The organism is Tindallia texcoconensis (assembly GCF_055383815.1).
The window spans coordinates 1671994-1686750 of record NZ_AP042431.1 but is presented as its reverse complement, the minus strand read 5'-3'; the positions used below and the strand labels follow the sequence as shown (position 1 = coordinate 1686750).

The following is a 14757-nucleotide window of genomic DNA, read 5'->3' as shown; positions in this document are numbered from 1 at the left end:
ATGTTCTTATAAAGGAGAAAGGGGAAATTAGTCCCCCTTCACCTTCCCCCTCCCCCGCCAGGAGAGAGGGAATTTTTACTGTAAATCCCGGATCATCTCTCGGATGAAGTCCTCCAGGGTTCCATGAAAATCTTCCCAGTCTTCTTGGAAACGATGATAGAAATATTCCGTTAGAATAAAGCCTGCTTCGACTTCCTGACGAATCAGTTCTTCTTGGTTGGTGTTAACAAACCAGCTATCTAGGGCGCGGATCATGGATTCGTCGAAGATAGTGAACCATGTGTCGTAAACGGCGTTACGGGCCTGACTTCCCCGCGGTACCTGACGCATCATATGTGAAAGTGTTTCAATCTCTTCTGCCAGATCAGCATGAATGGGGGTTATGATGCTGTGCAAGTATTCATGGGCCAATAAGCGGTGATTCATCTGATCCGAAGGTCCTAATACCATGATCGAAGCATTGTCTAAAGGGCCGTAATTTTCTACCAGAAAATAGCCACGCCAGTAGGATTCCTGTAAATTGACGACAAAGTAAAATTCTGGCACTTCCCGAGGGGATACCCGGAGAAATTGGGTGTATTGGGCCAGAAACGCATACATTTCTGGATGATACATGGCAATGGCCTGCAGGTATTCTTCCCGATATTTTTCGTAGAGGGTAAGAATATCTGCCTGCTCTGAAAATTCCTGTAACCGTTGATCCAGTTCTGCCAGTTCTGGTAGCAAGGCTTGAATCCTTCGAGGTTCTTTGTATCGTAACCGGTTATCCATTTCTGACAAAGCGGAGATGTATTGGCTATAAGGTAGGCCCTTTTGACGATAGTATCTGGGTTCTGTTAACTGTAAATCCATGGATTTCAGGTCTTTCAATATGGCTTTGCGTACTGGATGAAACCCTGCCGGATTATTTTCTTCTTCATAGCCCGTATAATTCATAAAGGCATAGAGGGTGAACAAGGCCGGATCTCGAATAAGGGTGGTGTTTTCCTCTAAGGCAGTCGTCAACCTCTGTTTTTCCTGTTCTTCGGAGGCATTCCGTCTTTTTAGCCGTTCTTCTAGTCTTTGAGAAATCGAAGCATCCTTTTCCTCCTCTGATGATTCTGGTTCTAGGGGTTCTGGCGGAATTTCTTCCGGAAAGACTTCTGAACCCGGAGGCGGCGGACTGGCCACAAAAATGGTTTGACTGCTTTCCTGCCAGTGAACCAAGGCGTCAAAAGCTTCCAGAACTTTTCGGATGGGCAGGTACGTTCTTCCATCTTCTGCAATCACAGCTTGGGTATCGTTAGGAATGGTCTCTCCATTCACCACAATATAGGATTGTCCTAGGGGAACTTCTACTAGGGTATTGTCTTTTTGAGCTACGGCCTTCCTATTTTCTGGATCCCAGCGGACTTGAGCACCAAAGGTTTCTAGGACTACCCGAAAGGGCACCAGTGTCCGATTGTTTTCATCGATAAAGGGTCTGCCTGTGCTGTCTGTAAAACCAAGGATTTCCCCATCTATAATGATGGTAACGGGAGATTGTGCCATGGTTTCTTGGGGAAGGGCCAAAAGAATGCTTGTTGTCAGAGTCACCAACAACAGTACCATGATCAATGGGATTTTCTTCGTTATTTTCATCGTTATTTTCCTCTCTCACTGTTTCTTCCTTCTTTTGATTTGATTGTTTGGTTGTTTGGTTCCATACTTTATGTATACCCTTTTAGAACCAGAAAGTCAATTTACAGAGTGATGACATAAAAAAGACGCTTCGCGTCTTGTTAGTCGGAAAGGAAAAGCAAAGACTCCGGAGCAATTTCTCCGGAGTCTTTGAGGGACTAGTTGTATCTTTGGTATTGGGCTTATTCTTTTACGGTTTTATCTTTCGGTGAAAAGAGTCTTCCAATCAGGGTATTGGCTGGGTTCCGATTATACCCAACTTTAAAGGCTGCTGGAATCACTAAGGTGGTTAGCATAGAGGAAATCACCAAACCAAAGATAATGGCATAGGCTAATGGAGCCCATAGGTCTCCTCCAAACAAGGCCATAGGGACTAGTCCAATGACGGTGGTAATCATCCCTATCATAATGGGTCTTAGTCTTGTTTCGCATGCTTCGCCAATGGCTTCATCTACGTCTTTGCCTTTGCCCACCAGTAGATTGATATAATCTAGCAGGACAATCCCGTTGTTCACCACGATTCCCATGAGGCTGACGGTTCCCATGAGGGCCATAAAGCCCAGGGGATATCCGGTTATTTTTAGCCCCCATATAACTCCAATAAAGGAGAGGGGAATGGTGCCCATGATAATAAGGGGCTGTCTGAGGTCCATAAACTGGAACATCAGAATAATATAGATCAAGGCCATGGCTAGGAAGAATGGTCCTACCAGAGACTCGAAGGCTTCTGCCCGGTCTTCGTTTTCTCCACCGTATTCCAAGGTGTATCCATGGGGCACTTGAAAGTCTGCTTCTTCCATTCGTTCTTCTACAATATCCAAAAGTTCCGCTGCTGAAACACCAGTCCTTGGATACAAGCCTGCTGTAATGGTCCGATCTCGGTCTCGTCTCAAGATTCTACTCAAACTAAATTCGTTTTGGATACTGGCCACCTGTTGCAGTGGGATGTTTTCACCAGTAATCTGAGAGGTGAGAAAAATGTTTTCCAGCACTTCTACTCGGCTTCTTTCTTCTGTAGGTATTTGAATAACCACTGGGATGTCGTCTTCTGAATCCTTGGGTTTGATTTTTGTCACTTCCACTCCGTTGAGGGCCATACGAACCGTACTGGCCACGTCGTAGGTGCTAAGGCCAACCATGCTGGCTTTGTCCTGTTCTACGTCTACCACCATTTTCAGCACTTCATTGCCATAGTCATCTTGAACATGATGGCCTTCGTCAATGGTTCGCAGGATTTCTTTGGCTTCATTGGCGGTGTTTCGGAGAACATCTATGTCTTCGCCGCTAATGCGTACCTGTACTGGCAAACCTACGGGCACGGCATTTTCCAATCTTTTTACTTCGATCCGAGCACCAGGAATGTTTTCTTCCAACCGTCGATGGACTTGATCCATGGTGTCAATTCTTCCATTGACAATAAACTGTGATCGATTGGTGGCTATTTGGTGTGGCACAAAGGATGGGTAAAACTTAGGGATCCCATCCCCGGTTTTACTCATAAAGGTGTCGACGCTCTCCTCTTCTGATAGGATCTCCTCGATCTGTTCAGCTGTCAAGCGGGTTTTATCCAAACTGCTGCCTTCTGCCATAATTACGTCGATGACATACTGGTCTCGTTCTACGTAAGGGAATAACTGCAGTCCCAGGGTTGGTACCACCATGCCACTTAAAATCAGCATGATCATGGCTAAGGAGATGGCGATTTTTGGTCTTTTTAAGGCATGGTCCAAGAAAGCTCGATACACCTGTAAGAGTTTTCCTTGAATACGCTGCAAAGCACCTTTGCCATTACCGTTGTTTTTTTGCTGTCGTTCAACGGCCTCTGTGGTCAGAAAGGTATATCCCATGGCTGGTATCACTGTAATGGACAACAGGAAGGAACACAGCAAGGCTACGGTTACTAAAATAGGTAGGCTGCGAACAAATTTACCAGCGACACCTTCCATCATAAGCAGTGGCATAAAGGATGCTACGGTGGTTAAGGTTGAGGTTAGAATCGGGATTCTCACTTCCCGAATTCCATGAATAATCGCCTCTTTCTTATCCATGCCTTTGCTCATATATAGGTACATACTATCGTTGGCTACAATAGCGTTGGCTACCATAAGGCCAAGGCATAAAATAAGCGAGGAAATGGATACTTGATGCAAAATAATATCCGTAAATCGCATAAAAGCAAAGGTGGCCATGACCGTAATGGGGATGGCAGAAGATACTACCAAGGCACTTTTTGCTCCCATGGATATCATAACAGCCAACACCACTAGAATCACAGCGGACAACAAGTTGCGCTGGAAGGTTTTAATGGCATCGTTCACATAATCTGCTTGATCGGTAATGACGGTGATTTCCATGCCTTCTGGTAATTGTTGTTGTTTTTCATCCATGTATTCTCGGATTTCTTCTCCAACTCGGACGATGTTTTGGCCTTCTGCATACTTTAGACTGAGCAGCAATGCGTTTTCACCGTTTCCAGCCACATAGGTTTCCCGCTCCCCCATGGTTTCTACGACTTGGGCTACATCTCGCAGGTAGATAATATTGCCTTCCTCCGACATGCCTACGACGGTATTGCTGACTTCCTCGGCGTTCTGGTATTCCCCAGTAATGGTGACGGGGATCCGTAATCCAGAAAGGTCTAGGTTTCCACCAGGGATATTAACGTTTCGTGCTTTCAAGGCGGTTCCAATGTCTGTGACTGAAATGCCCATATTTCTCATGCGAATTAGGTCTAACTTGATTTTAATTTCATCTTCTGTAAATCCATTGATATCTACGACGGATACGCCATCGATTCGTTCCAGATCCTCTTTTATTTCATCGGCGTAGGTTTTTATCTGTCGGTCTTCATGATGGGGGCTGCTGAGAACACCCAACATACCATAGGTATCAATAAGATCCGTGTCAATTTCCGGATCCCACGCTTGCTCTGGAAGATCCGCCTCTCCTACTCGTTGATGGAGTTCTGTCCACGCTTCGTTGATGTCATCGTCGCTAAGGTCTTCCAAACGAACAATGATCACACCAACGTTGTCCAGAGAGTAAGAAAGAATTTGATCCACATCGGTGATTTCATCAATTTTTTCTTCCAAGGGTTTTACAATAAACTTTTCGATATCTTCTGGCGTCGCTCCAGGATAGATGGTTTTAACCGTGGCACCAGGTGCCACAACCTCTGGATTTTCTTGGCGTTCCATGGTCACATAGGTGGCCAATCCAAAGAAAAATACAAACAGGGAGAGAACAAAAACCAGGCTTCGGTTTTCCATGCACCATTTTGTCATTGGGCATCAGCCTTTCTAGCCGTAACGGTCTGGCCGTCCGTCAGCTGATATTGGCCGTCTATGACTACTTCTTCGCCTTCTTCAAGGCCACCGAGGACTTGAATGCGGTCGCCGTAAATCTCTCCCAGTTCTACGGTGCGTTGTTCCACGGTGCCATCTTCTTTGTATACAAACAGGAAGGAAGCCTCTGGCAAGTTGTTTACACAATTCACCGGCACCATAATGGCCGATACTTCACTGGAGGCTAAGGAAACCTTGGCCAACATACCGGGACGAATTTGTCCTTGGCTATTGTCGATTTCTATTTGTACTCCAAAGGTTCTGGTTTTCTGGTCTGCCATAGGGTCTATATTGGTGATCTTTCCTTCCACTTCCTGATCTAAGCCATAGAGGTATACGGAAACACTTTCTCCAATGGCGATTCGGCTAATAATGGTGTCTGGTACGCCAATCTCTACTTCCATGGTATCCAAGACCCCAAGAATAACGGCTGGATGGCCTGGAGCAATGGTTTCTCCTGCTTCAAACGTGGTTTTTAAAACCGTTCCAGCTATGGGGCTGGTCAGCACCGTATCTTCTAATTTGGATTGAGCCAGATCCAGGGCTCTTTCTACCTGTCGCAATTCTTTTTCTGTAATGTCGTAGGCATCCATGGCTTCCTGGTACTGATTCTGAGCCACTGTATATTTGGTTTCTACTTCTTCCAGGTCTTTGGAAGAAACCACTCCCTGCTCATGAAGGGTGGTCATTCGTTGGTACTGGGCTTCAATATAGTCCAGTTGGGCCTGGGCTTGGTTGATTTTCGAGGGAATGGCACTGTCGGCTTTGCGACGCAGGGCTTCGTATTTAGCCAACGTAGCGTCTACATTTAGGTCGTAATCCTGGGTTTCCAATCGCATAAGCCGTTGTCCTGCTTCTACCCGATCTCCTGCTTCTACGTAGGAGTGTTCGATCAATCCTTCTACTTTAAAACCGGCTCGTACCATCTGGGATGGTTTGACATTTCCGCTTATTTCCAATTCTTTTCGAATTTCTTCTGTTTCGACTGCTTCCACAATCACTGGCCGTTGAGGGCTTTCTGCCTCCGCCACATCTGTTCTTCCACAGCCATTTAAAAACAAGGCTAGGGCTGCTAAAAGCAACAACAGAGCCTTCTTATCCATTGGGATTTGTTTCTTCCTATTCAATTTCAATTCCTCCATCTCTTATTCTACTGTTTCTTGTTTGATGCTTTTACGTTAAAACCACTTGAGGCGGTCCTCTTAAGCCCTGTATTTGGTGAAGGTCGATGTTTTTCACCCGATTGGTTTGCTCTACGACGCTCTGCCTGCTTCGCTTTTCTGGTGGGTTTGGATGTGCTTCTGCGAAGCAAAGATAAGCAATAGGCGGTGCCTGATTGTCTTGTCGCTGGGATCCGGTGAGTTTCAAGTAAAGCAATAGTCTTTCGTCGTTTCGCCCATGGCCAGCAGTGGCCTCCATTATTTCCATGTTTTCGGACCTAGGCTGAAGCAAATGTGCTACCAAACGCCGATTTACATCTCTTACGGACTGGTATCGTTCTAAATAATGGAGCTGGTGGGCTTCTCCCCAGTTTTGATACCTGTCTAGAAGGCCTTCTCTAGTTTCTACGGGAGATGCTACTTCATCCGTCAGGGAGAACTCCGTAAACAATACCAGTCCGGAAACCATCATCAACAGCATCCAGGTGACTAGAAATTGTATTTTATATTTTTTCAGATTCCTCACTACCATCGTGACACCTCTTCGTTTTCATTTTTTGCCTTTATCTGAATGGTGGGACATTTCTTCTTTTGTTTTTACTATGACTTGCACCATTTTAACACATCGAATCCCAAAAGTGAACAGAGCAATGGTTTATTTCGACATATTTGTTCACAACAATCCATCCGTCCCAAAAGTTAGGGCCTAGGCACCAGGGTTTTTAAAGATGGATTTATTGGTATTTTGTGATAAACTAATAAGAAAAGAATCCTAGGAAGGGTGGTGGTTTTATGAAAAAAATTTCTCGTGTTCTATTATTAGGGTTATCTTTTTTATTATTGGTCCCTTGGACTCTGCCTGTTGCAGCTGTAAATAGCTATCCACGGCAAGTCACCATGGAAACCATGGATATGGCTGTTTTTTTGGATGACTGGGAAGTCCCAGTGGCTGTAGAACCTGTTTTTCTTGAGGGGCAATGGCATCTACCCGTGGATACCTTGGCTCCTTTCATGGGTTTTACGGCTTCCTATGACGAATCCGAAGGCTGGCTGGCCCTTGAGACTGGCAGTCCTGTAAAGGATGAAGGGGTTTCTTATTGGGCTGCAGAGTTGGCTAGAACCTCCTATGAAATGGAGGCTTTAAAGGCTCACCAAGCTGCTTTGAAAGAGCGGCTAGAAGAAAAACCTCAGCAGGTTACCAAACGGATTCGTGAGTATCGGGATGATATTCAAACCCGCCATGATCTGGAAGTATTTCTTCAGGATTATTTTGGTGTCCTACGTGGAATGCCTGTGGATATTTCTTTGAGAGAGCGGTCGGATAGCGAGTTTCGATTAACCTTGGAAATTATTGACAAGGATCGTTCTTCCTTTGAAAACATGGACCGTCGAAGCATTATTGCTTGGTTGGAAGAGATGTACGATGCTATCTTGGTGTTGTATGATAAAGAGGCTCAGCTAGAAGGGTCTGTGGTTTCCATTAATGAGGAACGAGAGAGCATTCTTAGCTTCCGATCTCTCTACGGCGTACCAGGTCGCCTGTCTGTTCATATGCTTAACCGAGATGAGGATAAAGAAAAGGATGATTTGTTTTCTGCTTCTCATTTGCAGCGACTTCTGCTTCGTGAGCTAGGTGACTATAACGGTGTTCGTTTCACGTATCGACTTCAGGGAGATTATGACAATGCAGATTTGCTGATTTATCCAGATAGAGGAGATTTGTCTCGTTATGATGATTGGAGCCTTACCCAGCGACGAGAATATCTGATGGAATTGGCGGCCTTAACGGAAGAAGAAGCTGCCGACATCTATATTTATGGTCGCTTGGTAGAAGAAGACAGTGGCCGAGTCCGAGAAATATTTGCACTGGAAAACGGTAGTCTTTATGGTTGGGAGCGAGATCCTTCCGACTGGTTTGACCGCTATGATTTAGATCGATGGCAGGACGAATTTGAAAATCAGCGGTATAGCAACTACTGGGAGCGAGATCGTTGGTGGCAGGATGGCCAATGGTACGAAACAGCGGCTGCCAGAGACTCATCCCAAGAAGACCCGCCTTCCCGCAACCAGTTTCGTGAACAAGTACGGATGATGCCCCTAATGATGACCGTGGATGGTGTCCCTTTTTCCAGTCAGGAAACCATGTTTCAACGAAATCCGTCCCTTTATGTACCGGCTGGAGAACTGGCAGATGCCTTGTATCTGATGCTTCATATTCAGGAATCCTCTGGCAGAATTGTTTTTGGCATGAACCCGGCGGCTTATCCTTCAGAACATATGACCATGGTCAGCCAGTTGCGTCAGAAAGAAAGCGAAGTGGAAACCCTTCGTTCTAAGGTTGCCCAACTACGAGAGGAAGTCCAAGACATTGAAAGGAAGCCTGTTGTTCGGCCTTACGAACGCATTACATCCATCGGTGAAATGGAGCGATATCTCGAAGATCGATATGGCAATTTCACGGGTGTCTATACAGAGATATACTTGTCTCGCCTTCGAGACCAACGATATCGGCTTCGTGTCCGAGTGTCTGACGAAGATTTTGATTCCTTCGATGAAATATCGCAACGGTCTATCCAAAGATGGATTACAGACATGCAAGCGGCCATTCGAGAAATGTACGATGAAAAAGCCGAAGTGGAAGGTACTATTCGAAGCGATGGCACCCAGGAAGAAGACCGCGTAATGATTTCTTTCCGCCAGAGGTCAGGCACTCTCGATTTTGACTTTGATCATCACAGTGGTGCTGGCCACCGAAGGGATTTAGATCTTGAAAAGTTACTTCGAGAACTACGTCGAAATATACGCCGTTTTGCTGGACGAAGCTTCAGCTACGAAGGCGATTTGCTGCGAAGAGATGTGGAGCTAAGAATTGTTACCAGCGAGAGTCGTTTCAAGGATTTGATTCCGGAAGATAAGAGTGATTATCTCCAGGAACTCATGGATGAGATTTACGCCGTGTATCCTGGAATCAATGTAGATGGATTGATTCAACATGCTAGCCAATCAGATCCATTTTTCCGCTTTTCCATTGAAAATGGCAAGATTCTCTCCGATGATTTAATGAAGGACTTGGAAAGAGACTTTAATCGATATGAAGGTAATTTCAATGGATTAGGTTTTGAATTTAGCCTTACCCGCCGCCATGATGGAGATATTCGACTCCGATTGGATGGTAGTTTCACTAGAGATAGCAATGCTTGGCAAGAAGTAGATACCCATAGCCTTAACAACTGGCTAGATGATTTGAAAGAACGAACAGAAGATGTCTTAATGGATTCTGTTACCACCCAATTAAGAGACTCTCAGGGTCGCAGCTTAGAACTCTAAGGCTTAGCTCTTTAGGCCCTTGGGCTTTAAAGATTTTCATTCATGGATTTGGGATAATGTCGGTACTTCCCAAGGTGAATAGGATTACCAACATCATACGCAAGAGTCTCTCCTAGGAATAGTGAAAGGAGTGAATACAAAAGACCGGAAGCTGATCTGCTTCCGGTCTTTTAATGGTGATGTTTCCTGTTATGAAATTTTAAAGTTGCTGATGCTAAGTTGCATTTCTTCTGCTAGTCGAGCTAAGGCTTCGCTGGCATTGGATATTTCTGCCACAGAGGCAATTTGCTCTTCCACAGAGGCGGAAGCTTCTTGGGTTCCAGCGGCATTTTCTTCTGAAATAGCCGACAGGCTTTCCATCACTTCAATAATCTCGTTCTTTTTATCGCCCATTTCATTGGCCGAATGATTAATGCTGTCGATAACCTCTCTCATGCTTTCGATGGCCTTGGCAATGCCATCAAACTTATGGGTTGTTGCTTCTAGGCTGGTACTCTGAGATTCAACGGTTCGATCCATGACTTCCATGGTTTTAACGGCACTGCCGGTTTTCTCGATGAGGTCACTGATCACCGAAGCGATTTCTTCTGTAAATTCACTGGACTGCTCTGCCAGTTTTCGGATTTCTTCTGCCACCACAGCAAATCCTCGTCCCTGCTCACCGGCACGTGCAGCTTCAATGGCTGCATTTAAGGCCAGAAGATTGGTTTGTTCTGCAATATTCCGTATCATACCGCTGGCTTCTTCGATTTTTTCGGCGCTGGCATTGGTGTTTAAGATGATTTGGCTAATTTCCTTGGATGCTTCTTTACTGGTATTTGCGTGTTTCACCAGCTCTTCCATGGTGGTGACGCCTTCATCCTTCAACTGTCGGACTTGGACCGTTGCCTGGTTTAAATTTTTCACATGATTCAAGTCTTCTTCAATAAGGTTGCCTATCTCCGTGATATTGGCCACCCCTTGTTGGGTACTGCTGGCCTGGTTGCTGGCACCATTCGCAATTTCTTCTACGGTTCTGCCAACTTCCTCTGCCGCTGAATTGGACTGTTGGCTGGTAGCGCTTAGCTCCTGAGAAGAAGAAGCCACTTGCTGAGAATGCTCCGCAATATTGCTGATCATGTCTTTAATGGATTGACGCATACCTTCGATGGCATGGGCCATTTCACCAAATTCATCTTTCATCCCAAGCAATTTAGGATGGGTTTCTGCCGTAAAATCTCCGCTTCCAATAATGCCCAATTGCTCTTTGGTCATGTTAATGGATTTCATAATCCGTTGGGCGATGCTCCAGAGAATAATGCCCAATAGGAAGAAAGCAATGAGTCCCGCCGTGGCCACGGTAATGGTGTTTTGACGGATAGCTGCATTCACCCGTTCCATGCTGAAGCCAATATTAATAGCACCTAGATGCTGTCCATCCACAAAAACAGGGTAGATGACATCGTAGACATTCACCTCTTCTGTATCAAAGAAGTATTCGGAGGTGAAAGGCTGTCCTTCTACGGCTCCCACTTGGCTGCCTTCGTCGGTCATTTGGATCCCTATGCGTTCTTGATGAGAATGGGCTACTGCGGTTAAGTTGGGATCTACAAACAAGGCAAAGATAATATTCTCTTCCTGGCCTAATCGGTCTACCAAGTTCTGATGGCCAAATTCTTCGGTCATTTCATTGATACTGTTGGCCAATACCCCAGCTTGTACAAATCCCCCTTGTGCGGTTCTCACATAGCCATACTGATAGAAATCATCCGTCACGGCACTTTCTCGTATTTCTTCCATTAATTCATCCTGACTTCCCATGGCAAAGGCCATAGCCGGATGATCTGATGGTGCCTGCCAACCTAAATTGGCCGGATCGTTGGAATAGAGGATTAGGGCATTTTCGTCATAATAATTGAGTTCGTCAATTCCAAGGGCCTCTGCAATTTCCGTTAACATGGCATTATCGATGTTATCCTCCTCAAGCATGACGATATTTGAGGCCTGTCGAACATCCTGTTGGATGGTCTCCCCAATGGTCTCGATGGATATGGTGGCCAATTCCATTTGTCTGGCAGCCTGTGCCGCCACTTCCAACCCATCTTGACGCATTTGGTCTAGCATGCTGTTCCGAGTGCCCAGGGCGGACACCAGGCCAATAACGGTAATTGCAATCAGTACAATGACTAACGGCAGTATGGTCAATTGCCTTCCTATGGATCTACTTGCTTTTTTCCTAGTGGGTTTTTTCATGTCATTCCTCCTCTTCTTCTTTGGTTTTTTATCTCTTTGTTCCTATGGTTTATCAAAAAGCAAAGCTAGCGCCCTAATTTTATCCTTAGGGGATTCTGTTGTCAACAGGATACAGACTTATTGGAATAATCTGCTTTTTCCGCCATCTCTTAAACAAGCACAAAGCCTGGCTCTCTACTCTCCTAGCCAGGCTTTGTGCTTGTTTATGATGGATCCTTAGGCGGGAAGTCTTTGCTCCCCAGTCCTACTGCTTAGTTGTTGCTGCCAAACCCATTGTTTCGTCGTGTTGGTTTGACACGATTTTTATTGCCTTGCATCTTTTCCTCGCTGTCTTTCATAAACTTACTTAGTTTATCATCCAAACTTTCTGGTTGACTGCTCCTCGTAGGCGACGCCCATTCCAACTCCGTAGGGGCTGTGGATTTCTTTTTTTCTTGGGCTTGTCGAATAGACAAGCTTATTTTCCCATCGTTGCCCACGGATAAAACCTTCACCTTAACTTTTTGCTTGTCTGTAATGAAATCTCGAATATTTTTGACGTATTCATCGGCTACTTCTGAAATGTGAACCAAGCCTGTTTTTCCTTCGCCTAAATCCACAAACACTCCAAAATTTGTTATCCCAGCCACTGTACCTTCAATAATTTTTCCAACCTCTACCGGCATAGACTTGTTACTCCTCCTTGTAAAATTATGTAATAAACTCACTATATCCATTTAACTACCTGTGAAGGTAGGTGTTTCCTCTTAGTTGCCTTGCTTTTGTATGTCTATTAGCACCCATTCGTCTTCATGAACCATCCGAAGATTTTTTCGAGCCATGGCTTCAATATGCTCATCATCGGTTATATTCTCTAAGGTATGACGAAGCCCCTCAATTTCTTGCTCCAGGGTTTCCACCTGTTGCTGCACCAATGCATGTTGAGCATTCAGCTCTTTTCGCTCCTGTTCTTGGATATACCAGGTTCTTATTGGGTTAAGGATCAGCAAGAGTAAAATCAGCCAAAACAATTTTTTACTTAGGGAGGACCGCTTCTTCTTGGTTGCCATAGGAGCACCTCCTCTACAAAGCCTTAAAATATGTTTCCACAGCTAGGTCAAGTACAGTATACCCCTTTTTTGCGGTATTTGCAAGGGCGAAGCGTTTTTTTCTAAAAATTTGTGTTATTTTTCCTCCTCGGAGGAAGTGGGGATCACTTTATACAGGGTCTCTGCCTCTTCTTTTTTCACATGCTCCAGTGTTCGCAATACTTCTATATGAAGAGGTGGTTGACTTATGGTAATGGTGAGCTGATCTTCTGGCTGGATTTCTGTCCCAGCTTTAGCGTCTCTTCCATTGACTTTTACCAAGCCTTTATCGCAGGCTTCTTTGGCTACGGTGCGGCGTTTGATAATACGTGCGTTTTTTAAAAACTTGTCTAGTCTCATGTTTTCTCCTTTTTAGATCTCTCATTTAGATCCTAAAAATAAAATCAGGCCAAGGCCTGATTTTATTTGCTTACGTACCATTTTCGGGTTGCCTCTATCCTTGCTTTTAAACGAAGGCTTATCCGTTGATTTTTTCTTTCAGGGTTTTCCCTGCTTTGAATACTGGTGCTTTAGATGCTGGAATGTCGATTACTTGCTCAGGATCTCTTGGATTTCTTCCTTTTCTTGGCTTTCTTTCACGAACATCAAAGGTTCCAAAGCCTACCAACTGAACTTTTCCGCCTTCTACCAGTGTTTCTTCTACGGTTTCCATAAATGCATTTAGTGAAGCCTCTGCATCCTTTTTTGTCAGACCACTGAGATCCGCCATCTTTGCTACTAATTCCGCCTTGTTCACAAAATCCCCTCCTTCATAAGTATATGCTACATAATCCAAATAAATTAATATTGCCTCTATATTTTAGAACAAAACTTTTAGTTGCCTTGTTCAGAGGTGCGTTGTTCTTTCTCCATGGCCTTTTGGGTTTCCCAAATTTCCTTGACATCTTCAATGGTTTTGGCTTTTTGGGTTCCAAATACATGGGGATGACGACGAACAATTTTTTGGGCAATTCCATGGACCACATCTTCCATGGTAAAGGCTCCTCGTTCTTTGGCAATCTGGCTATGGAATACCACTTGCAACAACAGGTCTCCCATTTCTTCGCAGATTTCTTGATCCTCACCATTTGTAATGGCATCCAATACTTCTTGGCTTTCTTCGACCAAATAGGGTTTTAAACTCTCATGAGTTTGCTGTCGATCCCAAGGACAACCTTGGCTTCCACGTAGTTTTTCCAATATGTCCAGAAGATGGTTCATATTATAATGTATTTTTGAAAACCTGTCAACCCTTGCAATATAAATACTTGTGAGTTCATCCAGGTCTTTTAGGTGATCTAATTGATAGAGGGGAATTCTATGGACTTCTTGTTTTTCCAACATCCCTGCCCTTTGAACAACTACTATCAACTGTTCGTCATCATAGTACTTCATCAGCCTTAATTTCACCTCAGAGGCTACCATGGTATCGTATACCTGGGTAATGATGACATCCATATTGGTATCCGGTGGTGTTTTTTCCAACTGAAGTCCATCTAGTAATTGGAATCCATCCACTGGGTCGTTGTCTATTAAGGGAAAGATGACATCCAAAAAGCTCATGGCTGGCAAGACCTGAAGGTCAATAGAAGCCTGCTTTTCTACTCTTTTGCGAAGGAGGCGGACGGTTTCCTCGGCTACGTTGGGATGGCCTGGTACGGCGTAAAGGATATCTGTTTCTTTGGCTCTCCTAAGGACTTCTTCTACAATCCCTTGGTATACGGCTTCAAAGCTGTCCTTTTCTTCGTAGAGGTGATCAAAGCTATTAAAGGCAATGCCTTCTGCTTTCAAGTCCTCTACCATAGGGTGGTGACAGGTTCGTAGGAGGATGTGGGGATGGGATTTCATCTGTTTATAGGTTCCTAGGGGTAACTGATCCATGTGGCCAGGACCTAGGCCTGCAATGGTTAGGGTTGGCATGATTAACACCTCTTTTAAGTTGGAATGTTGGCACGTAGAATGTTGGAA

The 14757-nt window shown here is 44.8% G+C and carries 11 protein-coding genes; 1 reads left to right on the top strand and 10 read right to left on the bottom strand.

All coding sequences use genetic code 11. The annotated features are described in order from the left end of the window. Positions 1-75 precede the first annotated feature (75 nt). From ACZ47N_RS07665 to ACZ47N_RS07650, 4 genes are all read right to left on the bottom strand, one after another. A complete protein-coding gene (locus ACZ47N_RS07665) occupies positions 76-1620 on the bottom strand; it encodes a copper amine oxidase N-terminal domain-containing protein (protein WP_464885974.1) in 1545 nt (514 codons plus the stop codon). 221 nt (positions 1621-1841) lie between these two features. Further along, positions 1842-4943: an efflux RND transporter permease subunit gene (locus ACZ47N_RS07660; RefSeq protein ID WP_464885973.1), complete on the bottom strand. Its 3102-nt coding sequence runs from the start codon at positions 4941-4943 to the stop codon at positions 1842-1844. Beyond that, on the bottom strand, positions 4940-6130 hold the full coding sequence (locus tag ACZ47N_RS07655; protein ID WP_464885972.1) for an efflux RND transporter periplasmic adaptor subunit: 1191 nt from the start codon (positions 6128-6130) through the stop codon (positions 4940-4942). Before ACZ47N_RS07655 ends, ACZ47N_RS07660 begins: the two co-directional genes overlap by 4 nt. A 46-nt stretch (positions 6131-6176) precedes the next feature. Further along, complete coding sequence (locus ACZ47N_RS07650; RefSeq protein WP_464885971.1) at positions 6177-6695, bottom strand: hypothetical protein; 519 nt, start codon at positions 6693-6695, stop codon at positions 6177-6179. A 260-nt stretch (positions 6696-6955) separates the two neighbouring features. On the opposite strand from ACZ47N_RS07650, the gene ACZ47N_RS07645 reads away from it, so the two are divergent. After that, positions 6956-9490 carry a hypothetical protein gene (locus ACZ47N_RS07645; protein ID WP_464885970.1) on the top strand — a complete coding sequence of 845 codons (2535 nt, stop codon included), beginning with the start codon at positions 6956-6958 and terminating at the stop codon, positions 9488-9490. 189 nt (positions 9491-9679) lie between these two features. Here the strand turns inward: ACZ47N_RS07645 and ACZ47N_RS07640 are convergent, their stop codons facing one another. From ACZ47N_RS07640 to ACZ47N_RS07615, 6 genes are all read right to left on the bottom strand, one after another. Next, positions 9680-11722 (bottom strand): methyl-accepting chemotaxis protein, encoded by a 2043-nt coding sequence (locus ACZ47N_RS07640; RefSeq protein ID WP_464885969.1) that lies wholly within the window; start codon positions 11720-11722, stop codon positions 9680-9682. Positions 11723-11973: 251 nt separating this feature from the next. Next, entirely contained in the window at positions 11974-12387 is a 414-nt protein-coding gene (locus tag ACZ47N_RS07635; protein ID WP_464885968.1) for a S1 RNA-binding domain-containing protein, read from the bottom strand. A gap of 81 nt (positions 12388-12468) precedes the next feature. Further along, the gene (locus ACZ47N_RS07630) at positions 12469-12771 is read right to left on the bottom strand and encodes an FtsB family cell division protein (RefSeq protein WP_464885967.1); all 303 of its coding nucleotides are present in this window, start codon (positions 12769-12771) and stop codon (positions 12469-12471) included. Between the two features lie 114 nt (positions 12772-12885). Further along, positions 12886-13149: an RNA-binding S4 domain-containing protein gene (locus ACZ47N_RS07625; RefSeq protein ID WP_464885966.1), complete on the bottom strand. Its 264-nt coding sequence runs from the start codon at positions 13147-13149 to the stop codon at positions 12886-12888. 118 nt (positions 13150-13267) lie between these two features. Continuing rightward, positions 13268-13546: an HU family DNA-binding protein gene (locus tag ACZ47N_RS07620; RefSeq protein WP_464885965.1), complete on the bottom strand. Its 279-nt coding sequence runs from the start codon at positions 13544-13546 to the stop codon at positions 13268-13270. Positions 13547-13623: 77 nt separating this feature from the next. Further along, positions 13624-14709: a MazG family protein gene (locus ACZ47N_RS07615; RefSeq protein ID WP_464885964.1), complete on the bottom strand. Its 1086-nt coding sequence runs from the start codon at positions 14707-14709 to the stop codon at positions 13624-13626. Positions 14710-14757 lie beyond the last annotated feature (48 nt).

Bases quoted from the DNA above. Each gene is read 5' to 3' on its own strand.
- ACZ47N_RS07665 (WP_464885974.1), bottom strand. From the start codon at position 1,620: ATGAAAATAACGAAGAAAATCCCATTGATCATGGTACTGTTGTTGGTG.
- ACZ47N_RS07635 (WP_464885968.1), bottom strand. From the start codon at position 12,387: ATGCCGGTAGAGGTTGGAAAAATTATTGAAGGTACAGTGGCTGGGATA.
- ACZ47N_RS07625 (WP_464885966.1), bottom strand. From the start codon at position 13,149: ATGAGACTAGACAAGTTTTTAAAAAACGCACGTATTATCAAACGCCGC.
- ACZ47N_RS07640 (WP_464885969.1), bottom strand. From the start codon at position 11,722: ATGAAAAAACCCACTAGGAAAAAAGCAAGTAGATCCATAGGAAGGCAA.
- ACZ47N_RS07650 (WP_464885971.1), bottom strand. From the start codon at position 6,695: ATGGTAGTGAGGAATCTGAAAAAATATAAAATACAATTTCTAGTCACC.
- ACZ47N_RS07630 (WP_464885967.1), bottom strand. From the start codon at position 12,771: ATGGCAACCAAGAAGAAGCGGTCCTCCCTAAGTAAAAAATTGTTTTGG.
- ACZ47N_RS07615 (WP_464885964.1), bottom strand. From the start codon at position 14,709: ATGCCAACCCTAACCATTGCAGGCCTAGGTCCTGGCCACATGGATCAG.
- ACZ47N_RS07645 (WP_464885970.1), top strand. From the start codon at position 6,956: ATGAAAAAAATTTCTCGTGTTCTATTATTAGGGTTATCTTTTTTATTA.
- ACZ47N_RS07660 (WP_464885973.1), bottom strand. From the start codon at position 4,943: ATGACAAAATGGTGCATGGAAAACCGAAGCCTGGTTTTTGTTCTCTCC.